The organism is Mycobacterium kubicae (assembly GCF_015689175.1).
In the GTDB taxonomy this organism is placed as follows: Bacteria; Actinomycetota; Actinomycetes; order Mycobacteriales; family Mycobacteriaceae; genus Mycobacterium; species Mycobacterium kubicae.
In genome coordinates, this window is sequence record NZ_CP065047.1 from 5,801,090 (window position 1) to 5,825,651 (window position 24,562).

The 24,562-nt window shown below is 68.6% G+C and carries 17 protein-coding genes; 15 read left to right on the forward strand and 2 right to left on the reverse strand.

Translation table 11 applies throughout. From position 1 onward, the window contains the following. Positions 1 to 4 precede the first annotated feature (4 nt). Complete coding sequence (locus tag I2456_RS27320; RefSeq protein ID WP_085074914.1) at positions 5 to 1,201, reverse strand: cysteine desulfurase-like protein; 1,197 nt, start codon at positions 1,199 to 1,201, stop codon at positions 5 to 7. 120 nt (positions 1,202 to 1,321) lie between these two features. Here I2456_RS27320 and I2456_RS27325 point away from each other — a divergent pair, with 120 nt between their 5' ends. The 6 genes from I2456_RS27325 (at position 1,322) to I2456_RS27350 (ending at position 7,833) form a co-directional block, all read left to right on the forward strand. Continuing rightward, a complete protein-coding gene (locus I2456_RS27325; protein ID WP_085074913.1) occupies positions 1,322 to 3,292 on the forward strand; it encodes a DUF6541 family protein in 1,971 nt (656 codons plus the stop codon). A 27-nt stretch (positions 3,293 to 3,319) separates the two neighbouring features. Beyond that, on the forward strand, positions 3,320 to 3,838 hold the full coding sequence (locus I2456_RS27330; RefSeq protein ID WP_085074912.1) for a bacterial proteasome activator family protein: 519 nt from the start codon (positions 3,320 to 3,322) through the stop codon (positions 3,836 to 3,838). Positions 3,839 to 3,841: 3 nt separating this feature from the next. Beyond that, entirely contained in the window at positions 3,842 to 4,681 is an 840-nt protein-coding gene (gene wzt / locus I2456_RS27335) for a galactan export ABC transporter ATP-binding subunit Wzt/RfbE (protein ID WP_068034156.1), read from the forward strand. Next, positions 4,674 to 5,588 carry a galactofuranosyltransferase GlfT1 gene (glfT1, locus tag I2456_RS27340; RefSeq protein WP_068034154.1) on the forward strand — a complete coding sequence of 305 codons (915 nt, stop codon included), beginning with the start codon at positions 4,674 to 4,676 and terminating at the stop codon, positions 5,586 to 5,588. Before wzt ends, glfT1 begins: the two co-directional genes overlap by 8 nt. Beyond that, positions 5,585 to 6,415 (forward strand): galactan export ABC transporter permease subunit Wzm/RfbD, encoded by an 831-nt coding sequence (gene wzm, locus I2456_RS27345; RefSeq protein ID WP_068034152.1) that lies wholly within the window; start codon positions 5,585 to 5,587, stop codon positions 6,413 to 6,415. The genes glfT1 and wzm overlap by 4 nt, the downstream gene beginning before the upstream one ends. Before the next feature lie 98 nt (positions 6,416 to 6,513). Next, positions 6,514 to 7,833, forward strand: a complete 1,320-nt coding sequence (locus I2456_RS27350; protein WP_371869941.1) for a lipase family protein — start codon at positions 6,514 to 6,516, stop codon at positions 7,831 to 7,833. 5 nt (positions 7,834 to 7,838) lie between these two features. Here the strand turns inward: I2456_RS27350 and I2456_RS27355 are convergent, their stop codons facing one another. Next, entirely contained in the window at positions 7,839 to 8,546 is a 708-nt protein-coding gene (locus tag I2456_RS27355; protein WP_085074910.1) for a C39 family peptidase, read from the reverse strand. Between the two features lie 117 nt (positions 8,547 to 8,663). Between I2456_RS27355 and I2456_RS27360 the strand changes: the two genes are divergently transcribed. From I2456_RS27360 to I2456_RS27400, 9 genes are all read left to right on the forward strand, one after another. After that, a complete protein-coding gene (locus I2456_RS27360; protein WP_085074909.1) occupies positions 8,664 to 9,203 on the forward strand; it encodes a GTP cyclohydrolase I in 540 nt (179 codons plus the stop codon). A gap of 31 nt (positions 9,204 to 9,234) precedes the next feature. After that, positions 9,235 to 9,663, forward strand: a complete 429-nt coding sequence (locus I2456_RS27365) for a GtrA family protein (RefSeq protein WP_068034144.1) — start codon at positions 9,235 to 9,237, stop codon at positions 9,661 to 9,663. 31 nt (positions 9,664 to 9,694) lie between these two features. Then, positions 9,695 to 11,089: a decaprenylphosphoryl-beta-D-ribose oxidase gene (locus tag I2456_RS27370; protein ID WP_085074908.1), complete on the forward strand. Its 1,395-nt coding sequence runs from the start codon at positions 9,695 to 9,697 to the stop codon at positions 11,087 to 11,089. An 11-nt stretch (positions 11,090 to 11,100) separates the two neighbouring features. Beyond that, positions 11,101 to 11,865 (forward strand): decaprenylphospho-beta-D-erythro-pentofuranosid-2-ulose 2-reductase, encoded by a 765-nt coding sequence (locus I2456_RS27375; RefSeq protein WP_085074907.1) that lies wholly within the window; start codon positions 11,101 to 11,103, stop codon positions 11,863 to 11,865. A gap of 2 nt (positions 11,866 to 11,867) precedes the next feature. Next, on the forward strand, positions 11,868 to 13,799 hold the full coding sequence (locus I2456_RS27380) for a galactan 5-O-arabinofuranosyltransferase (protein WP_085074906.1): 1,932 nt from the start codon (positions 11,868 to 11,870) through the stop codon (positions 13,797 to 13,799). Next, a complete protein-coding gene (locus tag I2456_RS27385; RefSeq protein WP_085074905.1) occupies positions 13,799 to 17,071 on the forward strand; it encodes an arabinosyltransferase domain-containing protein in 3,273 nt (1,090 codons plus the stop codon). The genes I2456_RS27380 and I2456_RS27385 overlap by 1 nt, the downstream gene beginning before the upstream one ends. 76 nt (positions 17,072 to 17,147) lie before the next feature. Next, positions 17,148 to 20,462: an arabinosyltransferase domain-containing protein gene (locus I2456_RS27390; RefSeq protein ID WP_085074904.1), complete on the forward strand. Its 3,315-nt coding sequence runs from the start codon at positions 17,148 to 17,150 to the stop codon at positions 20,460 to 20,462. After that, complete coding sequence (embB, locus tag I2456_RS27395; RefSeq protein WP_085074903.1) at positions 20,459 to 23,692, forward strand: arabinosyltransferase EmbB; 3,234 nt, start codon at positions 20,459 to 20,461, stop codon at positions 23,690 to 23,692. The genes I2456_RS27390 and embB overlap by 4 nt, the downstream gene beginning before the upstream one ends. Before the next feature lie 11 nt (positions 23,693 to 23,703). Beyond that, the gene (locus tag I2456_RS27400) at positions 23,704 to 24,558 is read left to right on the forward strand and encodes an SGNH/GDSL hydrolase family protein (RefSeq protein ID WP_163703890.1); all 855 of its coding nucleotides are present in this window, start codon (positions 23,704 to 23,706) and stop codon (positions 24,556 to 24,558) included. The last annotated feature ends 4 nt before the right edge of the window (positions 24,559 to 24,562 follow it).

Consider the following 24,562-nt stretch of genomic DNA (forward strand, 5'->3'; position numbering starts at 1 on the left):
GACCTCAGCCCAACGACGCCAGCGCGCGGACCAACTGGTCCACCTCGGCCATCGTCGAGTAGTGCGCCAGCCCTACCGTGACCGCGCCGCCAATGTCGTTGACTCCCAACACATCCAGCACCCGGGAACTGGCGTTGGCGACGGCCAGGATGCCGTTGTCGGCCAGCCGCTGCACCACCCGTTCGGCGGGCACCTCGTGGACGGCGAAGCTGACCACCGGTATCCGCGCCTCGGGCCGGCCGAGCAGTATCACCAGCGGCAGCGACCGCAAGGAGACCATCAGGTAGTCGAACACCCGGTTCAGATAGGAGCCGGCGCTGTGCATCGACACCGACAGCCGCTCGCGCCGGGTGCCGCGGGCCGCCTCGTCCAGCGACGCCAGGTATTCGATGCTGGCGACCACGCCGGCCAGCAGACCGTACTGGTGCACCCCCAACTCCAGGCGGGCCGGCCCGGTGGCATACGGGTTGGTGGATACCGAGGAGAACGAGTTGATCAGGGACGGATCGCGGAACACCATGGCGCCGATGGGCGGGCCGCCCCACCCGACCGCGTTGACCGCTACCACGTCGGCGTCGGTCTCCTTGATGTCGATCAGCCGGTAGGGCGCGGCGGCGGAGTGGTCCACCACCACCAGGCCGCCCACGTCGTGCACCAGCTTGGTCATCGCGCGCAGGTCGGTGACCGCACCCAAGGTTCCGGACGCCGACGTCACGGCTACCAGGCGCGTCGCCTTGCCGATCAAGCTCTCCCACTGCCAGGTCGGCAGCTCACCGGTCTCGATGTCGACCTCGGCCCACTTCACCTTGGCGCCGTAGCGGTGGGCCGCCCGCAGCCACGGCGCGATGTTCGCCTCGTCGTCGAGGCGGCTGACGATCACCTCGTACCCCAGCCCCGCGCGGGACGAAGACGCCTCGGCGAGCGCGGAGAGCAGCAGCGCGCGGTCGGCGCCGAGCACCACACCGCTGGGGTCGGCGTTGACGAGGTCGGCGACCGCCTCGCGCGCCGCGTTGAGCACCGCGGCGCTGCGCCGGGCCGACGGGTGCGCCCCCGTCGTGCTGGCGCTGGAGCGGCGAAACGCCGTCGACACCGTGGTGGCGACCGAGTCGGGAATCAACATGCCCGCCGGCGCATCGAAGTGCACCCACCCGTCACCCAGGGAAGGGTGCAACCCACGCACCCGGGCGACGTCGTAAGCCATGCCAGCCACCTTAAAGCTTTCGCTCTTTTCCGCAGATTGGTGACGGTAGCGGGTGTGCCACAGACGTTCCAGCCGTTCCGGCCTCCCGAGCCAGGACACCCGGCCAGCCATACTAGTCCAGTGACCTTGTGGATCGGAACGCTGATCGCACTGATTTTGCTGATCGCACCGGGAGCGATGATCGCGCGGATCGCGCAGTTGAACTGGCCAATCGCCATCGCGGTCGGCCCGCCGCTGACGTACGGCGTAGTGGCACTGGCGATCATCCCCTACGGCGCGCTGGGCATTCCGTGGAACGGGTGGACCGCGCTGGCCGCGCTGGCCGTCACATGCGCCATAGCAACGGCTTTGCAGCTGGTGCTGAGCCGCTTCCGTGACACCGACGCCGAAGCGCGGGCCGTCGCCCGTGGTCCGGCGCTCGCCGTGGCGGCCGGCGTGCTGCTGGGCACCCTGCTGATCGGGTGGGCGGCCTACCGCGGCATCACGCATTGGCAGTCAATTCCCAGCACGTGGGACGCCGTGTGGCACGCCAACACCGTGCGGTGGATCCTGGACACCGGCCAGGCGTCGTCGACGCACATGGGCGAGCTGCGCAACGTCGAAACCCACGCCTTGCTGTACTACCCCTCGGTGTTCCACGCGCTGACGGCGGTGTTCTGTCAGCTCACCGGCGCCGCGGCCACCACCGGTTACACGCTGAACTCGGTGGCGGCGGCGATCTGGCTCTTCCCGGTCAGCGCGGCGGTCCTGGTTTGGCGCACGCTGCGTTCCCACACCACGCAATGGCGCACGGCCGGGGCGGCGGCCACCGCGGCCGCTCTGTCGGCGTCGTTCACCGCCGTGCCCTACGTCGAGTTCGACACCGCGGCCATGCCGAACCTGGCGGCCTACGGGGTCGCCGTGCCGACGATGGCGCTGATCGCCTCCACCTTGCGGCACCGCGACCGAATCCCGGTCGCGGTGCTGGCGTTGGTGGGTGTGTTCTCGGTGCACATCACCGGCGGCATGGTGGTGGTGCTGCTGCTGGGCGGGTGGTGGCTGCTGGAAGTGCTGTGGCATCCGGTCCGCACCCGGCTTGCCGACGTGGTGACGCTGGCGGGGGTGGCGGTGGCGGCCGGACTGATCATGCTGCCGCAGTTCCTCAGCGTGAAGCAGCAGGAAGACATCATCGCCGGGCACTCCTTCCTCACCTATCTGAGCAAGCGGCGCGGGCTGTTCGACGCCGTCTTCCAGCACTCGCGGCACCTCAACGACTTCCCGGTGCAGTACGGGCTGACCGCGCTGGCCGTCATCGGCGGCGTGATGCTGCTGGTCAAGAAGATCTGGTGGCCGCTGGCAGTGTGGCTGCTGCTGATCGCGATGAACGTCGACGCCGGCACCCCACTGGGCGGCCCGATCGGCGTGGTGGTCGGCGGCCTCAACGAGTTCTTCTACAAAGACCCCCGCCGCATCGCGGCGGCCACCACGCTGCTGCTGACCGCCGGGGCGGGTCTGGGGCTGTTCGCCGTGGTCGCGCTGGCGGTCGGGGTGACAAAGCGACTGACCCACCGAGTGCGGCCGGTGCGCAATCCGGTGTGGGCCGCGGCCACCGCGGCGCTGCTGGTGCTCGGTTGCGTGGTCAGCTCGTGGCACTACTTCCCGCGGCACCGGTTCTTGTTCGGCGACAAATACGACTCGGTGATGATCGACCAGCGCGACCTGGACGCCATGGCTTATCTGGCCAAGCTGCCCGGCGCCCACGACACGCTGATCGGCAACGGCAACACCGACGGCACCGCCTGGATGTACGCCGTGGCCGGGCTGCACCCGCTGTGGACGCACTACGACTACCCGGTGCAGATGGGGCCCGGCTACCACCGCTTCATCTTCTGGGCGTATGCCCGCCGGGGCACCAGCGACCCGCGGGTGGTCGAGTCGATCAAGGCGCTCAACATCCGATACGTGTTGGTGAGCAGCCCGATCGTGCGCGGGTTCGTGATACCCGACGGACTAGTCTCTCTAGATAAATCGCCGGACTGGATGATGATTTACGACAACGGCGGGGCGCGTATCTACGAATGGCGCGGGAACACCGCAGCGACGCACCCATAGCGGCTAGGCAGAGGATGGTGAGGACAGTTGACTTCCGGCAAGGACGACGGCCCTGACGACGGCATCGAGGTAATCGGCGGCCTCGATCCGCGGCGCATCGTCGCCCAGGACGACGACGACAACGACGAACGCTCGCTGACCGACCTGGTGGAACAACCCGCCAAGGTGATGCGCATCGGCACCATGATCAAGCAGCTGCTCGAGGAAGTCCGCGCCGCACCGCTGGACGAAGCCAGCCGCACCCGGCTGCGCGACATCCACCAGACCAGCATCCGGGAACTCGAAGAAGGCTTGGCGCCGGAGCTGCGCGAAGAGCTGGACCGGCTGACCCTGCCGTTCAACGAAGAGTCCGCCCCGTCGGACGCCGAGCTGCGCATCGCCCAGGCGCAGCTGGTCGGCTGGTTGGAGGGCCTGTTCCACGGCATCCAGACCGCCCTGTTCGCACAGCAGATGGCCGCCCGCGCGCAGCTCGAGCAGATGCGACAGGGCGCCCTGCCGCCGGGAATTGGCAGGCCGGGCCAGCACGGCACCGGACAGTACCTGTAAACCGTGTCCGGCCCGCACATCGAGACACGCGACGCCTGGGTCGAATTCCCCATATTCGACGCCAAATCGCGATCGCTGAAGAAGGCTTTTCTGGGCAAAGCGGGCGGCACCATCGGGCGCAACGACTCCAACGTCGTGGTCATCGAGGCCCTGCGGGACATCACCATGTCGTTGCACCTCGGCGACCGGGTGGGTTTGGTCGGGCACAACGGAGCCGGGAAATCGACGCTGCTGCGGCTGCTTTCGGGCATCTACGAGCCGACCCGCGGCTGGGCCAAGGTCACCGGCCGGGTGGCTCCCGTCTTCGATCTCGGCGTCGGTATGGACCCGGAGATCTCGGGCTACGAGAATATCGTCATCCGCGGTTTGTTCCTCGGGCAGACCCGCAAGCAGATGCTCGCCAAGGTCGACGAGATCGCCGAATTCACCGAGCTGGGTGACTACCTGTCCATGCCGCTGCGCACCTATTCCACCGGTATGCGGGTGCGCCTGGCGATGGGGGTGGTGACCAGCATCGACCCGGAGATCCTGTTGCTCGACGAGGGCATCGGCGCGGTGGACGCGGACTTCCTGAAAAAGGCGCAGTCTCGGTTGCAGAGTCTGGTCGAACGTTCCGGAATCCTGGTCTTTGCAAGCCATTCCAACGAATTTCTGGCGCGGCTGTGCAATACCGCGATGTGGATCGACCACGGCGGGATCCGGCTCACCGGCGGCATCGAGGACGTGGTGCGCGCCTACGAGGGCGAGGACGCCGCCCGCCACGTGCGCGAGGTGCTGGCCGAGACCCGAACCGTCGACAACACCGAAAAACCAATGGCGCAACAAGCATCCGTGGATGAGTGAGACCGTCGTCGCCGTGGTGGTCACCCACCGGCGCCCCGAGGAACTCGCCCGTTCGCTGCGACTGCTGACCACCCAGACCCGCGTCCCGGACCAGCTCATCGTCATCGACAACGACGATTCCGGGCACAGCCGCATCCAGGATCTGGTTGAGGCGCAAGGCATTCCGTCTGTCTACCTCAACTCTCGCCGGAACCTCGGCGGCGCAGGCGGTTTCGCGCTCGGCATGTTGCTCGCGCTGGCGCACGGCGCCGACTGGGTGTGGCTGGCCGACGACGACGGCCACGCCCAGGACCCCGATGTGCTGGCGACGTTGCTGGCGTGCGCGCACAAGCACGGCCTGGCTGAGGTGTCGCCGATGGTGTGCAACATCGACGACCCGGAGCGGCTCGCGTTCCCGCTGCGGCGCGGGTTGGTGTGGCGCAGGCGGGTCAGCGAATTGCGCACCGAGGCGAACGCAGACCTGCTGCCCGGGATCGCGTCGCTGTTCAACGGTGCGTTGTTCCGGGCTGCCACGCTGGAAGCGATCGGCGTGCCCGATCTGCGGTTGTTCATCCGCGGCGACGAGGTGGAAATGCACCGGCGACTAGTCCGATCCGGGCTACCGTTCGGCACCTGCCTGAACGCGGTGTACCTGCACCCGTGCGGATCCGACGAGTTCAAGCCGATCCTCGGCGGGCGCATGCACACTCAGTACCCCGACGACTTCACCAAGCGGTTCTTCACCTACCGCAACCGTGGCTACGTGCTGGCCCAACCCGGTCTGCGCAAGCTGCTGGCGCAGGAATGGGTGCGGTTCGGCTGGTTCTTCCTGGTGACGCGCCGTGATCCCAAGGGTCTGGCCGAGTGGATCCGGTTGCGCCGCATGGGACGCCGTGAACAGTTCAGCCGACCCGAAGGAGCGCGATGACATTCGTTGACGCCGCGGCTCAGTCCAAGACGCTGGCCCGAGCCCGCGGCGACCTGGTCGACGGGTTCCGCCGGCACGAGCTGTGGCTGCATCTGGGCTGGCAGGACATCAAGCAGCGGTATCGCCGATCGGTGCTGGGCCCGTTCTGGATCACCATCGCGACGGGCACCACCGCGGTGGCCATGGGTGCGCTGTACTCCCAGCTCTTTCATCTCGAGCTGTCCGTGCACCTGCCATACGTCACCTTGGGTTTGATCATCTGGAACCTGATCAACGCCGCGATCCTCGAGGGCGCCGACGTGTTCGTCGCCAACGAAGGCCTGATCAAACAGCTGCCGACGCCGCTGAGTGTGCACGTGTACCGGCTGGTGTGGCGACAGATGATCCTGTTCGCACACAACATCGTGATCTATGTCGTCGTGGCGATCATCTTTCCCAAACCGTGGTCATGGGCGGACCTGTCCGTGTTCCCGGCACTGGCCCTGATCATGCTCAACTGCATCTGGGTGTCACTGTGTTTCGGCATCCTGGCCACCCGCTACCGCGACATCGGGCCGCTGCTGTTTTCCGTCGTGCAGCTGCTGTTCTTCATGACCCCGATCATCTGGAACGACGACACGCTGCGGCAGCAAGGGGCCGGCAGATGGTCGAGCATCATCGAGCTCAACCCGCTGTTGCACTACCTCGACATCGTGCGCGCCCCCCTGTTGGGCGCTCACCAGGAGCTGCGGCACTGGGCCGTGGTGATCGTGCTGACCGGCATCGGCTGGACCCTGGCGGCGTTCGCGATGCGCCAGTACCGCGCCCGGGTGCCCTACTGGGTGTGACGAGCTCCCTGGTTTAGGACGCCGATTCCCGGGCAATTGTCCAGTACCGGCGGTACTGCCACGGGAGGCAGTACAAACGATCCGCTACGAGCGACGGGTTGGCGATGAGCAATTTCTCCTCGGTGGCCGAGGTGGCTGCCGATGCACCGCATCAGCAGCTGCTTCTGGACGACCCGCTGCTCACCCCCGACGAAGACCCGTTCTATTCGGCGCCGCCCGATTTCGAACAGTCCGAGCCTGGGACGTTGCTCCGTTCCCGCCCCGTTGAGCTGGGCTTTCTGGGCTTGATCAAGCAGCCGGTGCAGGCTACTCAACTCCTTTACCGCAGCACCAATCTGCACGGCGAGGCCGAGGTCGCCGTCACCACCGTCCTGTTGCCGGACCGATCCGATCCGACAGCGGTGCGTCCGCTGCTGTCCTACCAGTGCGCGATCGACGCCGTTACCCCGCGGTGCTTCCCCTCGTATGCGCTGCGCCGCGGCGCCAGACCCATCGGCGCCTTCGTGCAGGCCGAGTATCTGCTGATCGCGGCCGCGTTGGCGCACGGCTGGGCCGTCTCGGTGCCAGACCACGAGGGGTGCCACGGCATGTGGGGTGCGCCGCACGAGCCGGGTTACCGCATCCTCGACGGCATCCGAGCGGCGTTGCACTGCGACCGTCTCGGCTTGTCACCGTCGGCCCCGGTCGCGCTGTGGGGGTATTCCGGCGGAGGCCTGGCCTCCGCGTGGGCCGCCGAACACCACGCCGACTACGCCCAGGAACTCAACGTGGTCGGCGCCGTACTGGGCTCACCGGTCGGTGACTGCGGCAGCGTCGCGCGCAGCCTGAACGAGACGTTCTTCGCCGGGCTCGCCGCGTTGATGATCGCGGCATTGACCCATGTCTTCCCCGGTGCCCAGCGGGTGGTCGACGAGCACGCCACCGAGGAAGGCAAGCGACTGCTCGACGAATTGCACCACATGACGACGATGGAGGCCGTGTGGTGGCTGCGCCACCTCGACATCGGCTCCTTTGTCGACATGACCGCCGACGAACTCTGGGACCTGCCCGAGGTGCAGGAAGTCTTCGATGCCACCAAGCTGGGCCAGACGATGCCGACCGCGCCCCTGTTGGTGGTGCAGTCCGCCCATGACCGGATCATCAACGTCGACGCGATCGACAAGCTGGTGGCGGCATACCGGCACGGCGGTGTCGCGGTGACCTACCGGCGGGATCGGTTCTGTGGGCACCTGCTGTTGCATCCGCTGGCGGCGCCCGTGGCCCTGCAATGGCTGGGCGACCGATTCGCCGGCCATCCCCTCGAACACCGAAACCGCCGCGCCGTGCTGCCGACGGTGCTGCGGCCATCCACCTATGTGGGCATGCTCAAGCTCGGAGTGGTCACCGCCAAGGTCATCGCAGGTCGCGCACTGGGCTGAGGCCCTCAGCTCAGCGTGACGATCATGCTGTCGCCGCCGGCCGCCCACGACTTGACGAACGCCTCGACGGAGACGGTTTCGTCCTTGCCGAACGGCGTGCCGCTGTCGTTGAGGTGCACTTTGCCCGTCGCGGTGTCGATGCCGGTCACCACGACGGCGTGGTCGGCGGCGGGGTTGCCGTAGCCGTCGGTGATCTCGACCGGCATGCCCCAGATGAGCTCCGCGTTGACCCCGGCGATCACCTTGTGCCCGCCGGCCAGGTAGCGCTCGAGTGTCCTCATCGCGTCGTCGCCACCGGCGGTGAACGCCGCCCGAATCCCGTACTGCGCCAGCACCGTGGGCAGGTCGCGCGGGTCGGTGCCCCGCCCGGTTCGATTCGCGTCGCCGGCGTCGGCTGGCAGGGTGTAGAGGGGTCCGGGGTGCACCCGGCTGGGCAGCGTTTGGGCGACGGCGGTGATCTCCGGTTCGGTGACCTCGCGGTTGGTCAGCTGGCCGATCACGTCCGCGGCGGCCATCAGCCCGCAGTCGTCGAGCGTTTGTTGGCGCCAGTACGGCGCGGCGCCGGCCGGGTCACCGACCATCCCGCCGTGGCCGCTGCCCGCCTGGGCGGCGAACGCCGCGTCGGCCCACGCGGTCGCCAACCCCAGGATCAGCGCGGCGCCCGCAAGGGCGAGCCCGGCTTTGCGTACGGCTTTTCCGGTCAAGGTGAACATGCCCAACAGGCTCGGCCGGTCACCTCTTGGGAAGCTTTGCGTTTCCTTGGCGGCCGCGCGATGAGCTAGCCAGAATCCTTTGAGGATTTACCAAGGCGCCCTCGACAGGCTTAGGCCGTGCTTCACCCCACCGAAGAAGACGCCGAAAGGTCTCCCATGCTGCGCCATGACAACGAATCCGCACACACCGGCGGAACCCTGCTGCAATTCCCCATCGGGCGCGTCACGGTCACGCCGCCGGTCACCAGAGAGTCCGAGTTCGAGATCGTGGGACCCATCCCGTTCCAGGCGCTCTGCGGTGATCACCTGCTTCCCTTCGACGGGGTCGTGCACATCGGCTACGTGCGCGGCCGAAACCAGCTCCACCTCAGCGAGTTCAACCGCGTCGTCGACGCCTGCTCTGGCGGCATCCAGGCACAACAGTGGATGACCACCCGCATTGCGCTGTGGCTGCACAACGAGATCGCACCGCGCGGACTGGGGGTGCTGGTCGAAGGCGACTACGGCTGCGCCACGGCATTCGGCGGCGCCGCCGTCAGCCGGCTCACCACCACGATGGCGTTCTACGGCTCGTTGCGCCGCAGCGCCGAAGAGCAGCGCGAATTTCTGGCGCTGGCCCGGAAGAACTCCGAGCGCCCGGAGTCGTTGGCCCGCTAACGCCTCCTCGGGCCGTTTAGACTTCGGGGCGATGATCCCTCCTGAGCCCGATGCCGTGCCCGCCCGTGCACATCTGCATCTGACGACTCAGGTCACGCGTTTCATCATCACCGGCGTCTTCGCCGCGATCGTCGACTTCAGCGTCTACGTCGCGCTCTACAAAGGGGCCGGCCTGCAGGTCGACCTCGCGAAATTCATCAGCGTCGTGGTCGGCACCATCACCGCGTACCTGATCAACCGCCGATGGACCTTCCAGGCCCCGCCCAGCAGGGCGCGATTTGCCGCGGTGATGGGGTTGTACGGCGTCACCTTCGCGGTGCAGGTCGGGCTCAACCATTTGTTCCTGGCCCTGTTCCACTACCGCAGCTGGGCGATACCCGTGGCGTTCGTCATCGCGCAGGGCACCGCGACGGTCATCAATTTCGTCGTGCAGCGAGCCGTTATCTTCCGCATGCGCTGACCCGACCGGGCAGGCGGTACCCTCTTTCACGATGTTGAGCACCGACATTCCGACCACGCCTACCCGGCTGACCGGGTGGGGCCGCACCGCGCCGTCGGTGGCTCACGTGCTCCGCACCCCCGACCCCGAGGTCATCGCCAAGGCCGTGGCCCGGGTCGCCGACGCCGGCGGATCACCCAACGGGCGCGGGGTGATCGCGCGCGGTCTGGGCCGCTCCTACGGCGACAACGCCCAAAACGGCGGCGGCCTGGTGGTCGACATGAACGCGCTGAACACCATCCACTCCATCTGCGCCGACACCCGGCTCGCCGACCTCGACGCCGGGGTCAACCTGGACCAGCTGATGAAAGCAGCCCTCCCGTTCGGGCTGTGGGTGCCGGTTTTGCCCGGCACCCGGCAGGTCACCGTCGGCGGCGCCATCGCGTGCGACATCCACGGCAAGAACCACCACAGCGCGGGCAGCTTCGGCAACCACGTGCGCAGCATGGACCTGCTGACCGCTGACGGCCAGATCCGGCACCTGACTCCCACCGGTGCAGAATCCGAACTGTTCTGGGCCACCGTCGGCGGCAACGGCCTGACCGGAATCATCTTGCGGGCCACCATCGAGATGACGCCGACCGAGACGGCCTACTTCATCGCCGACGGCGACATCACCTCCGGCCTCGACGAAACCATCGCCCTGCACAGCGACGGCAGCGAAGCCAACTACACCTATTCCAGCGCGTGGTTCGACGCCATCAGCGCCCCACCCAAGCTCGGCCGCGCTGCGGTATCGCGGGGCCGGTTGGCCACCGTGGACCAGCTGCCGCCGAAACTGCAGCGCAACCCGCTGAAATTCGATGCGCCGCAACTACTCACGTTTCCCGACATCTTTCCCAACGGGCTGGCCAACAAGTACACGTTCATCCCGATCGGGGAACTGTGGTACCGCAAGTCGGGCACCTACCGGGGCAAGATCCAGAACCTGACGCAGTTCTATCACCCGTTGGACATGTTCGGGGAATGGAACCGCGCCTTCGGCTCCGCAGGTTTCGGCCAGTACCAGTTCGTGGTGCCCACCACCGCCGTCGAGGAGTTCAAAGCGGTCATCCGCGACATTCAAAAGTCCGGGCACTACTCGTTTCTCAACGTGTTCAAGCTGTTCGGCCCGGGCAACCAGGCGCCGCTGAGTTTTCCGATCCCGGGCTGGAACGTGTGCGTCGACTTCCCCATCAGGCCCGGACTCAACGAGTTCCTCACCGAACTCGACCGCCGGGTCCTGGAATTCGGCGGCCGGGTCTACACCGCCAAGGATTCGCGCACCACGGCCGAAACCTTCCACGCCATGTATCCGCGCATCGACGAGTGGATTGCCTTGCGCCGCAAGGTCGATCCTATGCGGGTCTTCGCCTCCGACATGGCCCGACGTTTGGAGTTGCTCTAGATGGTGCGCCGATGGTTCTAGATGCCGTAGGAAACCCGCAGACGGTGCTGCTGCTCGGCGGCACGTCGGAGATCGGGCTCGCCATCTGCGAGCGCTACCTGCGCACCGCGCGGGCGCGAATCATTCTGGCCGCCATGCCCGATGACCCCGGCCGTGCTGCCGCCGTGGCGCAGATGGAGGCCGCCGGCGCGCGCTCGGTGGAGCTCGTCGACTTCGACGCCGTGGAAACCGACACCCATCCCAAGGTGATCGACCAATGCTTCGCCGGCGGCGACGTCGACGTGGCCATCGTCGCCTTCGGCTTGCTTGGTGACGCCGAAGAGCTGTGGCAGAACCAGCGCAAAGCCGTGCAGATCGCCGAAGTCAACTACACCGCAGCGGTTTCCGTCGGGGTGCTGCTGGGCGAAAAGATGCGCGCGCAAGGTTTCGGCCAGATCATCGCGATGAGCACCGTCGCCGGTGAACGGGTACGACGCTCCAATTTCGTCTACGGCTCTACCAAGGCCGGCCTGGACGGCTTCTACCTCGGGCTGGGCGAGGCGTTGCGCGAGTACGGTGTTCGGGTGCTGGTGATCCGGCCCGGCCAGGTGCGCACCCGCATGAGCGCGCATGTCAAGGAGGCTCCGCTGACCGTCGACAAGGAGTACGTCGCCAACCTGGCGGTGACCGCGTCCGCAAAAGGTAAGGAACTGGTTTGGGCGCCAACAGCATTCAGGTACGTGATGATGGTGTTGCGTCACATCCCGCGGAGCGTCTTCCGCAAGCTGCCCATCTGAGCATGCGCAACGCGCTGGCCAGCCTGGGCCAGATGGCGCTGGCGGCGCTGGCGGCCGTCGTGGTGTCGGTCATCTCGCTGGACGCCATCGCCAAAGTCCAGTGGCCCGCCTTCCCGTCGTCCAACCAACTGCACGCACTGACCACCGTCGGGCAGGTGGCCTGCCTGGCCGGGCTGATCGCGGCGGGCTGGGCGTGGCGCCGGGGCGGGCGGCTACGGCTGCTCGCCCAGTCCGCCGGGGTGGTGTTCGTCTCGGCCTTCGCCGTCGTGACGCTGGGGATGCCGCTGGGCGCGACCAAGCTGTATCTGTTCGGAATCTCCGTCGACCAGCAGTTCCGCACCGAGTACTTGACCCGGCTCACCGACAGCGCCGCCCTGCACGACATGACCTACCTGGGGTTACCGCCGTTCTACCCGCCGGGCTGGTTCTGGATCGGTGGCCGCGTCGCGGCGCTGACCGGCGCGCCCGCGTGGGAGGCGTTCAAGCCGTGGGCGATCACCTCGATCACCGTGGCCGTCGCGGTCGCGCTGGTGCTGTGGTGGCGAATGATCCGATTCGAATACGCGCTGCTGGTCACCATCGCGACCACCGCGGTGACCCTGGCCTACAGTTCGCCGGAACCGTATGCGGCGATGATCGCGGTGTTGCTGCCACCGGTGCTGGTGCTGACCTGGTCGGGCCTGCGCGCCGGCGAGCGTGCCGCTGGCCGCACGCTCGAGCCCGAGGGTGAAGCCGGCCGCACGCTCGCGCCGCAAGCCCGCGGGTGGGGCGCGGTGATCGGCGCGGGCATCTTTTTGGGCTTCGCCGCCACCTGGTACACCCTGCTGGTTGCCTACAGCGCGTTCACCATGACGCTGATGGCGCTGGTGCTCGCCGCGGCGCGCTGGCGGCGCGACCGGAAAGCGGCCGTGGACCCGCTGCGCAGGCTCGTCGTCATCGGTCTGATCGCCGCGGCCATCGGATCCATCACCTGGTTGCCGTACTTGTTGCGAGCCGTGCGCGGACCGGTCAGCAACAGCGGCAGCGCCCAGCACTACCTGCCCGCCGACGGCGCCGAACTGACCTTCCCGATGTTGCAGTTCTCGCTGCTGGGGGCGCTGTGCCTGCTGGGCATCCTGTGGCTGATCGTGCGGGCCCGGACTTCGGTACGGGCCGGCGGCCTGGCCCTGGGTGTGCTGGCCGTCTACCTGTGGTCGCTGCTGTCGATGCTGACCACGCTGGCCCGCACCACGTTGCTGTCGTTCCGGCTGCAGCCGACGCTGACCGTGCTGCTGGCGACCGCGGGCGTATTCGGGTTCGCCGAAGCCACCCTCGCGCTGGCCGCGCGCCGCAGAGCCGTCCTGCCCGTGGCCGGAGCGATCGGCCTGGCCGGGGCGATCGCCTTCAGCCAAGACATCCCCGACGTGCTGCGCCCCGACCTCACCGTCGCCTACACCGACACCGACGGGCACGGCCAGCGCGGGGACCGCCGGCCCCCCGGCGCGGAGAAGTACTACGCCGACATCGACGCCGCCATCCAGCGCACCACCGGTCGGCCGCGCAACCAGACCGTGGTGCTGACCGCCGATTACAGCTTCCTGTCCTTCTATCCGTACTGGGGTTTCCAGGGGTTGACGTCGCACTACGCCAATCCGCTGGCCCAGTTCGACAAGCGGGCCGCCCAGATCGAAAGCTGGTCGAACCTCAAGACGGCCGACGAGCTGGTCAAGGCGCTGGACAAGCTGCCCTGGCCGCCGCCGACGGTCTTCCTGATGCGCCGCGGCGCGGGCAACACCTACACCTTGCGGCTGGCCGAGGACGTCTACCCCAACCAGCCCAACGTGCGGCGCTACACCGTGGACCTCAAGGCGGCGCTGTTCGCCGACCCGCGCTTCGCCGTCGACACCATCGGCCCGTTCGTCCTGGCCGTTCGCAAACCGGGGCCGAACCGCTGATGGCGACCGACACCTCGATCGACGCGATCGAACAATTACCATCTACCTCCGTGAGCGGCGCGGGAGGGAACTACCGGATCGCTCGCCTCGTGGCCGTCGTCGCCGGTCTGCTGGGCGCCGCGCTCGCGCTGGCCACGCCCTTCCTTCCGGTCACGCAGACCACCGCCCAGCTGAACTGGCCGCAGAACGGCACGTTCGGCAGCGTCGAGGCGCCCCTGATCGGTTATGTGGCCACCGAGCTGAACATCACCGTTCCCTGCCAGGCGGCGGCCGGGCTGACCGGTCCGGACAACGCCGCCAAGACGGTGCTGCTGTCCACGGTGCCCAAGCAGGCTCCCAAAGCCGTCGACCGAGGACTGCTGCTGCAGCGCGTCAACGACGACCTGGTGCTGATCGTGCGCAACGTCCCGGTGGTCGCGGCCCCGCTGAGCCAGGTGCTCAGCCCGGCCTGCCAGCGGTTGACGTTCACCGCGCACGCCGACAAGGTCACCGGCGAGTTCGTCGGACTGCGCCAAGGCCCCAACAGCGAGCACCCCGGTGAACCGCTGCGCGGGGAGAAAAGCGGCTACGACTTCCGGCCGCAGATCGTCGGGGTGTTCACCGACCTGTCCGGGCCCGCGCCGCCGGGCCTGAGCTTCTCGGCGACGGTCGACACCCGCTACAGCACCAGCCCGACGCCGCTGAAGATGGCCGCGATGATCCTCGGCGTCGTGCTGACCGGCGCCGCGCTGATCGCGCTGCACATCCTGGACACCGCCGACGGCACCCGGCACCGGCGCTTCCTGCCCGCGCGCTGGTGGTCGGTCGGCGCGCTCGATGCCCTGGTGCTGGTCGTGCTGGTGTGGTGGCACTTCGTCGGCGCCAACACCGCCGACGACGGCTACATCCTCACCATGGCCCGGGTCTCCGAGCACGCCGGCTACATGTCCAATTACTACCGCTGGTTCGGTACCCCCGAGGACCCGTTCGGCTGGTACTACAACCTGCTGGCCATGTGGGCGCACGTCAGCACCGCCAGCGTGTGGATGCGCCTGCCCACCCTGGCGATGGCGCTGACCTGCTGGTGGGTGATCAGCCGGGAAGTCATTCCGCGCCTGGGGCATGCGGTCAAAACCAACCGGGCCGCAGCGTGGACCGCGGCGGGCATGTTCCTGGCGGTGTGGCTGCCGCTGGACAACGGCCTGCGCCCGGAGCCGATCATCGCCCTGGGCATCCTGCTGACCTGGTGCTCGGTGGAGCGGGCGGTGGCCACCAGCCGGCTGCTGCCCGTCGCGATCGCCTGCGTCGTCGGCGCGCTGACCTTGTTCTCCGGGCCCACCGGCATCGCCTCTATCGGCGCCCTGCTGGTAGCGATCGGGCCGCTGCGCACCATCTTGCACCGGCGTTCCAAGCAGTTCGGGTTGTTGCCGCTGATCTCCCCCATCCTGGCGGCGGGCACCGTCACCGCCATCCTGATCTTCCGCGACCAGAGCTTCGCGGCCGAGAGCCAAGCCACCGTGCTCAAACAAGCCGTCGGCCCCAGCCTGAAGTGGTTCGACGAGCACATCCGCTACGAGCGGTTGTTCATGGCCAGCCCGGATGGTTCGGTGGCCCGCCGGTTCGCCGTGCTGGCGCTGCTGCTGGCGCTGGCGGTCGCGGTGGCCATGTCGCTGCGCAAGGGCCGCATCCCCGGCACCGCCGCCGGGCCGAGTCGGCGCATCATCGGCATCACCGTCATCTCGTTCCTGGCGATGATGTTCACCCCCACCAAGTGGACCCACCACTTCGGGGTGTTCGCCGGGCTGGCCGGCTCGTTGGGGGCGCTGGCCGCGGTCGCGGTCACCAGCACCGCGATGCGGTCCCGGCGCAACCGCACCCTGTTCGCCGCCGTGGTGCTGTTCGTCATGGCGTTGTCCTTCGCCAGCGTCAACGGCTGGTGGTATGTGTCCAACTTCGGCGTGCCCTGGTCCAACGCGTTCCCGAAATGGCGGTGGTCGCTCACCACCGCCTTCCTCGAGCTGACGGTGGCGGTGCTGCTGATCGCGGCGTGGTTCCACTTCGCCGCCAACGGCGGGCCGCGCCGCCAGATCCGCGAGCGGCCGCGGCTGGCCCGCGTGGTGCAGTCGCCGTTGGCGATCGCGACCTGGGTGCTGGTCCTGTTCGAGGTGGTCTCGCTGACCCAGGCGATGATCACCCAATACCCGGCCTGGTCGGTGGGCCGGTCGAATCTGCAGGCCCTGACCGGCAAGACCTGCGGGCTGGCCGAAGACGTCCTGGTCGAGATGGACCCCAACGCCGGGATGCTGCCCCCGGTCGGCGCCGCGCCGGCCGACGCACTGGGCGCCGGCCTGTCCGAGGCGTTCACCCCCAACGGCATCCCCGCCGACGTCTCCGCCGACCCGGTGATGGAACGCCCGGGTGACCGCAACTTCGCCAGCGACGACGGCGTCGTCACTGGCAGCGATCCGGGTACCGAAGGCGGCACCACCGCCGCGCCCGGCATCAACGGCTCGCGCGCGCGGCTGCCGTTCAACCTGGACTCGGCGCGCACGCCGATCCTGGGCAGCTGGCGCTCGGGTATCCAAGTGCCCGCGATGTTGCGGTCCGGTTGGTACCGCCTGCCGCCCAAGGACCAGCGCAGCGCGTCGCCGCTGTTGGTGCTCACCGCGGCCGGCCGGTTCGATCCCCGCGAAGTGCAGGTGCAGTGGGCCACCGACGCCGAGGCGGCCGCCGGACGTCACGGCGGCTCGATGGGCTTCGCCGACGTCGGCGCGGTGCCGGCCTGGCGCAATCTGCGGGCTCCGCTGTCGGCGATCCCGGACTCGGCCACCCAGATCCGGTTGGTCGCCGACGACGACGACCTGGCCCCGCAGCACTGGATCGCGCTGACGCCGCCGCGGATACCGCAACTGCGCACGCTGCAGGATGTGGTGGGCTCCAAGGATCCGGTGTTCCTGGACTGGCTGGTGGGCCTGGCGTTCCCCTGCCAGCGTCCGTTCGGCCATCAGTACGGCGTGGACGAGACGCCCAAGTGGCGCATCCTGCCCGACCGGTTCGGCGCCGAAGCCAACTCGCCGGTGATGGATTACCTCGGCGGCGGCCCGCTGGGCGTCACCGAGTTGCTGGCCCACGCCACCACGGTGGCCAGCTACCTCAAGGACGACTGGTTCCGGGACTGGGGTGCGTTGCAGCGGTTGACGCCGTACTACTCCGACGCCCCACCGGCGCGGCTCGAGCTGGGCACCGTGACGCGCAGCGGACTGTGGGATCCCGCGCCGCTGCGCAAAGGCTGAGCCGAAACACCTAGTCAGCTCGTGCGCGGCCCCGCATCCTCAACCCACTCAGCAGCTTCGCCTACCATCGAGCCTCGTGTCCTTCGACGGTAGACAGCGATTCCATCGAATCGCCCGGCTGGTTGCCGTCGTCTCGGGCCTGATCGGTCTGCTGCTGTGCCTGCTGGTTCCGCTGCTGCCGGTAAAGCAGACCACCGCCACCATCCGGTGGCCCCAGGGCACCGCCGCCGACGGCAACGTCAGCCAGATCACCGCGCCGCTGGTGTCCGGGGCGCCGCGGGCGCTCGACATCTCCATCCCCTGCTCGGCCATCGCCACCCTGCCCGCCAGCGGCGGCCTGGTGGTGTCCACCTTGCCCAGCGAAGGCGTGGACACCGGCAAACACGGGCTGTTCGTGCGGGCCAATAACGACACGGTCGTGGTCGCGTTCCGCGACACGGTCGCCGCGGTCGCGCCCCGCACGGCCATCACGGCCGGCGCCTGCCGCGTGCTGCACCTGTGGGCCGACGCCGGCGGCGCCGGCGCGGACTTCGAAGGCATCCCCGGTGCCGCCGGCAAGCTCTCCCCGGAGAAGAAGCCGCAAGTGGGCGGCATCTTCACCGACCTCAAGCTGCGCGCCCAGCCGGGCCTGTCGGCGCGCGTCGACGTCGACACCCGGTTCATCACGACGCCCAGCCTGCTCAAGACCGCCGCCATGGTCCTGGGCGCGCTGGCGGTCCTGGCCGCCGTCGTCGCGCTGAGCGCATTGGATCGCCACAGCCGCGGGGGCACCTGGCGCACCCCGACCGAATTGCTGGCCCGGTACCGCGCCGGGCAACGGCCGCGCTGGCTGCGCGGCGGCCCGGCCACCTGGCTGGCCGACCTCGCGGTGATCGCCACGCTGCTGGTCTGGCATGTCATCGGCGCCACCTCGACCGACGACGGGTACAACCTGACCATCGCCCGCGTCGCGCCGAAAGCGGGCTACTTCGCCAACTACTACCGCTACTTCGGCACCACCGAAGCGCCGTTCGACTGGTATTACGCGTGGCTGGCCCGGCTGGCCTCGATCAGCACCGCCGGGGTCTGGATGCGCCTGCCCGCCCTGCTGGCCGGCATCGCGTGCTGGCTGATCATCAGTCGCTGCATGCTGCGCCGGCTGGGTCCCGGCCGCGCTGGGGTGGCCGGCAACCCGGTGGCCGTGCTCACCGCGGGCGCGGTCTTCTTGGCCGCCTGGCTGCCGTTCAACAACGGGCTGCGACCCGAGCCGCTGATCGCCCTGGGCGTGCTGGTGACTTGGGTGCTGGTGGAGCGCGCGATCTCGCTGGACCGGCTGGCCCCCGCGGCCGTGGCCATCTTCGTCGCACTGCTCACCGCGACCCTGGCGCCGCAGGGACTGATCGCGGTGGCCGCGCTGCTCACCGGCGCCCGGGTGATCGCCCGAACGATCCGTCGCCGCCGCGCCACCGACGGCGTGCTGCCACCGCTGATCGTGCTGGCCGCGGCGTTGTCGCTGATCACCGTCGTGGTGTTCCGCAGCCAGACGCTGGCCACCGTCGCCGAATCGGCGCGCATCAAGTACACCGTCGGCCCGACCATCGCCTGGTATCAGGACTTCCTGCGCTACTACTTCCTGACCGTGGAAAGCAACGCCGACGCGTCGATGTCGCGGCGGTTCGCCGTGCTGGTGATGCTGCTGTGCCTGTTCGGGATGTTGGCGGTGCTGCTACGCCGCGGCCGGGTGCCCGGCTTGGCCAGCGGACCGGCGTGGCGGCTGATCGGCACCACCGCGATCGGGCTGCTGCTGTTGACGTTCACGCCGACGAAGTGGGCCGTGCAATTCGGCGCGTTCGCCGGGCTGGCCGGGGCGCTCGGTGCGATCACCGCGCTCGCGTTCGCCCGCATCGGCCTGCACAGCCGACGCAACCTGGCGCTGTACGTCACCGCGCTGCTGTTCATCCTGGCGTGGGCCACCTCGGGCATCAACGGCTGGTTCTACGTCGGCAACTACGGGGTGCCGTGGTACGACATCCAGCCGGTCATCGCCAGCCACCCGGTGACGTCGATGTTCTTGGCGTTGTCGGTACTGACCGGACTGCTGGCCGCTTGGTACCACTTCCGGATGGACTACGCCGGTCACACCGAGGTGAAGAACAGCCGGCGCAACCGGGTGCTGGCCGCCACACCGCTGCTGGTGGTGGCGATCATCATGGTGCTCGGCGAAGTCGGGTCGATGGCCAAAGCCGCGGCCTTCCGCTATCCCCTCTACACCACCGGCAAGGCCAACGCGGCCGCCCTCAGTACCAGCCTGTCCCCCACCAGTTGCGCCATGGCCGACGACGTGCTGGCCGAGCCGGACCCCAACGCCGGGATGCTGCAACCGGTTCCCGGGCAGACCTTTGGGCCCGACGGCCCGCTCGGCGGCATCAACCCCGTCGGGTTCAAGCCCGAAGGCGTGGGCGAAGACCTCAAATCCGACCCGGTGGTCAGCAAGCCGGGTGTGGTCAACTCCGACGCCTCGCCCAACAAGCCCAACGCCGCGATCAGCGACTCCGCCGGCACCGCCGGCGGCAAGGGCCCGGCCGGGGTCAACGGCTCGCACGCGGCGCTGCCCTTCGGGCTGGACCCCGCGCGCACGCCGGTGATGGGCAGCTACGGCGAGAACAACTTGGCCGCGACGGCGACCTCGGCGTGGTACCAGCTGCCGCCGCGCAGCCCCGACCGGCCCCTGGTGGTGCTCTCGGCCGCCGGCGCGATCTGGTCCTATAAAGAGGACGGCGGGCTGATGTACGGCCAGCAGCTCAAATTGCAGTGGGGCAGCACCCGGCCCGACGGCAGCACCCAGCCACTGGGCGAGGTGTATCCGATCGACCTGGGTCCGCAGCCCGCGTGGCGCAACCTGCGCTTCCCGCTGGCGGGGGCGCCGCCGGAGGCCAACGTGGCGCGCATCGTCGCCTACGACCCCAACCTGAGCAACGAGCAGTGGTTCGCATTCACCCCGCCGCGGGTCCCGGTCCTGGAAACGCTGCAGCAGTTGATCGGCTCGCAGACGCCGGTGCTGATGGACATCGCGACGGCCGCCAACTTCCCCTGCCAACGGCCCTTCACCGAGCACCTGGGCATCGCCGAGTTGCCCGAGTACCGCATCCTGCCCGACCACAAGCAGACCGCGTCGTCGTCCAACCTGTGGCAGGCCAGCTCGACCGGCGGGCCGTTCCTGTTCACCCAGGCGTTGTTGCGGACCTCGACGATCGGCACGTATCTGCGCGGTGACTGGTACCGCGACTGGGGAACCGTCGAGCAATACTTCCGCCTGGTGCCGGCCGAGCAGGCGCCGGAAGCCGTCGTCGAAGAGGGTGTGATCTCAGTGCCAGGCTGGAGCCGGCAGGGGCCGATCAGGGCCCTGCCATGACCGTCACCAATCACGAACAAACGACCGCCGCCGCGCGGGAACCCGAGGCGCCGCGCCAGCTGCGCCTGACGCGCTGGGTGGCCACCATTGCCGGCCTGATCGGCTTCGTGCTGTCGGTGGCCACGCCACTGCTGCCGGTCGTGCAGACCACCGCGACGCTCAACTGGCCGCAGAACGGCCAGCTGGGCAGCGTGACCGCGCCGCTGATCTCGCTGACGCCGGTCGACTTCACCGCCACGGTGCCGTGTGCCGTGGTGCGCGCCATGCCGCCGACCGGCGGCGTGGTGCTGGGCACCGCACCCAAACAGGGCAAGGACGCCAACCTCAACGCGCTGTTCGTGGTCGTCAGCAGCCAGCGCGTGGACGTCACCGACCGCAATGTGGTGATCCTGTCGGTGCCGCGGGACCAGGTCGCATCCCCGCAATGCGAGCGCATCGAGGTCACCTCCACGCACGCCGGCACCTACGCCACGTTCGTCGGGCTGAAAGACCCCAGGGGCGCGCCGGTGCGCAGCGGTTTCCCCGACCCCAACCTGCGTCCCCAGATCGTCGGGGTGTTCACCGACCTGACCGGTCCGGCACCGCCCGGGCTGAGCGTCAACGCCACCATCGACACCCGGTTCTCCACCACGCCGACCACGCTGAAACTGCTGGCCATCATCGGGGCGATCGTGGCCACCATCGTCGCGCTGGTGGCCCTGTGGCGCCTGGACCAGCTGGACGGGCACCGGATGCGCCGCTGGATTCCGCAGAACTGGCGCACCTTCACCCTGCTCGACGGCGTGGTGGTGTTCGCGTTCCTGCTCTGGCACGTCATCGGCGCGAACTCCTCCGACGACGGCTACATCCTGGGCATGGCGCGCGTCGCCGACCGCGCCGGCTACATGTCCAACTACTTCCGCTGGTTCGGCAGCCCGGAAGACCCGTTCGGCTGGTACTACAACCTGCTGGCGTTGATGACCCATGTCAGCGACTCCAGCATCTGGATGCGGTTGCCGGACCTGTTCGCCGGCCTGATCTGCTGGCTGCTGCTGTCCCGCGAGGTGCTGCCCCGGCTGGGCCCGGCGGTGGCGGCGAGTAAGCCGGCCAACTGGGCGGCGGCCATGGTGCTGTTGACGGCGTGGATGCCGTTCAACAACGGGCTGCGCCCCGAAGGCATCATCGCGCTCGGCTCGCTGGTCACCTATGTGCTGATCGAACGGTCGATGCGGTACAGCCGGTTGACCCCGGCGGCCCTGGCGATCATTGCCGCCGCCTTCACCCTGGGTGTGCAGCCCACCGGTTTGATCGCGGTGGCCGCGTTGGTGGCCGGTGGCCGTCCCATCCTGCGCATCCTGGTCCGCCGGCACCGGCTGGTCGGCACCTTGCCGTTGGTGGCGCCGATGCTGGCGGCGGGCACGGTGATCCTGACGGTGGTGTTCGTCGACCAGACGCTGTCCACGGTGTTGGAAGCCACCCGGGTGCGCAGCAAGATCGGGCCCAGCCAGGCCTGGTACACCGAGAACCTGCGCTACTACTACCTGATCCTGCCCACCGTCGACGGGTCGTTGTCGCGGCGGCTGGGCTTCTTGATCACCGCGCTGTGCCTGTTTACCGCGGTGTTCATCATGTTGCGCCGCAAACGGGTTCCGGGTGTGGCCCGCGGGCCGGCCTGGCGGCTGATGGGCGTCATCTTCGGCACCATGTTCTTCCTGATGTTCACCCCCACCAAGTGGGTGCACCACTTCGGGCTGTTCGCCGCGGTGGGGGCCGCGATGGCCGCGCTGACGACGGTATTGGTATCGCCATCGGTGTTGCGCTGGTCGCGTAACCGGATGGCGTTCCTGGCCGCGCTGCTGTTCATGCTGGCGCTGTGCTTCGCCACCACCAACGGGTGGTGGTATGTCTCGAGCTACGGCGTCCCGTTCAACAGCGCCATGCCGAAGATCGCCGGAATCACCGTCAGCGCAATGTTTTTCGCGCTGTTCGTGTTCGCGGCGCTGTACGCGGCGTGGTTGCACTTCGCGCCCCGCGACGCCGGGGAAGGGCGGATCACCCGCGCCTTGACCACCGCGCCGATATCGCTGGCGGCGGGCTTCATGGCGCTGGTGTTCGTCGCATCGATGGGCATCGGCATCGTGCGTCAGTACCCGACCTACTCCAACGGCTGGTCCAACCTGCGTGCGTTCACCGGCGGCTGCGGGCTGGCCGACGACGTGCTGGTCGAACCCGATCCCAACGCCGGCTTCATGACCCCGCTACCCGGCGATTACGGACCGCTGGGTCCGCTGGGCGGCACCAACCCCGTCGGCTTCTCGCCCGACGGCGTACCGGAACACACGGTGGCCGAAGCCATCGTGATGAAGCCCAACCAGCCCGGCACCGACTACGACTGGGATGCGCCGACGAAGCTGACATCCCCGGGCATCAACGGGTCGACGGTGCCGCTGCCCTACCAACTCGACCCCACCCGGGTGCCGCTGGCCGGCACCTACACCACCGGCGCGCAGCAACAAAGCCGGCTGGCGTCCGCGTGGTACCAGCTGCCCAAAGCCGACGACGGGCACCCACTGGTGGTGATCACCGCCGCCGGCAAGATCGCGGGCAACAGCGTGCTGCACCACTACACCGCCGGGCAGACCGTGCAGCTGGAATACGCCAAGCCCGGCCCCGGCGGCGCGCTGGTGCCGGCCGGGCGGATGGTGCCCGACGACCTGTACGGCGAGCAGCCCAAGGCGTGGCGCAACCTGCGCTTCGCCCGAGAGAAGATGCCGGCCGACGCCGTGGCGGTGCGGGTGGTGGCTGACGACCTGTCGTTGACCCCGGAGGACTGGATCGCGGTTACCCCGCCGCGGGTGCCCGAGCTGCGTTCACTGCAGGAATACGTGGGATCCACCCAGCCGGTCCTGCTGGACTGGGCGGTCGGCCTGGCCTTCCCGTGCCAGCGGCCGATGCTGCACACCAACGGCGTCACCGAGATCCCGAAATTCCGTATTACGCCGGACTATTCGGCCAAGAAGCTGGACACCGACACCTGGGAGGACGGCGTCAACGGGGGCCTGCTCGGCATCACCGACCTGCTGCTACGCGCCCACGTGATGGCGACCTACCTGTCCCGCGACTGGGCGCGCGACTGGGGATCGCTGCGCAAGTTCGACACCCTGGTCGACGCCCCGCCGGCGCGCCTGGACCTGGGCACCGCGACCCGCAGCGGCTTGTGGTCGCCCGGCCAGATCCGGATCAAGCCTTAAGTCCGACACCCGTGGGCTCGAGGCGACTGGTCATCGCATCCGTGCTCGGGGTGCTGGGCGTGGCCTGCGCTCCGCCCGGCACCAGCCCCGAACGGCTCCACTACGTCGCTCTGGGCGACTCCGTCGCCGCAGACCCCGGCGTACCGGATCCGGGGTCACCGGAGGGCTGCCACAAGTCGACCAACAACTACCCCTCGATCCTGGCCCGCCGCCTGAAGGTCGCCGCCTTCGTCGACGCCACCTGCAGCGGCGCGACCACCGACAACATCTTGCGCGCCGCCCAGCAGACGTCGACCGGGCCGGTGGATCCGCAGATCGAATCCGTCACCGCCGCAACCGATCTGGTCACCATCACCATCGGCGCCAACGACATCGAGCTCGTCACCGAGCTGCGCCAGTGCGAGGTCAAGAGCCCCGACCCCACGCCGTGCAAGACGCAGTTCGTCGTCGGCGACGTCGATCGCGTCGCCGCCCTGACCGAAGCCCATGCGCCGAGTTGGGCCACGCTGATCGACCGGGTGCGGGCCAAAGCGCGCAAAGCGCGCGTCATCTTGGTCGGTTACGGCATTCTGCTGCGCCCGGGCGGGTGCTATCCCGCCCAACCGGTGTTGCCGCAGGATTCCGACTACTTGCAGACCAAGCTCAACGACCTCGACGACCGGCAGCGGAAACTGGCTGCCGACAAAGGAATTGAGTTCTTCGACACCAGGCCCCTGCATGAGGGCCACGACATGTGCGCCGCACCCGCCGACCGGTACGTCGAAGGCTATGTGACCCAGGATCCCGCCGTGCCCCTGCACCCGACGCCGCTGGGCGCCGCCGCGGTCGGCGACGCACTCGCCGACTACGTCAGCCGGCATAGGTAGCAAA

Excerpts from the sequence above, each read along its gene's own strand:
- I2456_RS27375 (WP_085074907.1), top strand. The coding sequence starts at position 11,101 with ATGGTTCTAGATGCCGTAGGAAACCCGCAGACGGTGCTGCTGCTCGGC.
- I2456_RS27365 (WP_068034144.1), top strand. The coding sequence starts at position 9,235 with ATGATCCCTCCTGAGCCCGATGCCGTGCCCGCCCGTGCACATCTGCAT.
- glfT1 (WP_068034154.1), top strand. The coding sequence starts at position 4,674 with ATGAGTGAGACCGTCGTCGCCGTGGTGGTCACCCACCGGCGCCCCGAG.
- wzm (WP_068034152.1), top strand. The coding sequence starts at position 5,585 with ATGACATTCGTTGACGCCGCGGCTCAGTCCAAGACGCTGGCCCGAGCC.
- embB (WP_085074903.1), top strand. The coding sequence starts at position 20,459 with ATGACCGTCACCAATCACGAACAAACGACCGCCGCCGCGCGGGAACCC.
- I2456_RS27355 (WP_085074910.1), bottom strand. The coding sequence starts at position 8,546 with ATGTTCACCTTGACCGGAAAAGCCGTACGCAAAGCCGGGCTCGCCCTT.
- I2456_RS27380 (WP_085074906.1), top strand. The coding sequence starts at position 11,868 with ATGCGCAACGCGCTGGCCAGCCTGGGCCAGATGGCGCTGGCGGCGCTG.
- I2456_RS27320 (WP_085074914.1), bottom strand. The coding sequence starts at position 1,201 with ATGGCTTACGACGTCGCCCGGGTGCGTGGGTTGCACCCTTCCCTGGGT.
- I2456_RS27385 (WP_085074905.1), top strand. The coding sequence starts at position 13,799 with ATGGCGACCGACACCTCGATCGACGCGATCGAACAATTACCATCTACC.
- I2456_RS27370 (WP_085074908.1), top strand. The coding sequence starts at position 9,695 with ATGTTGAGCACCGACATTCCGACCACGCCTACCCGGCTGACCGGGTGG.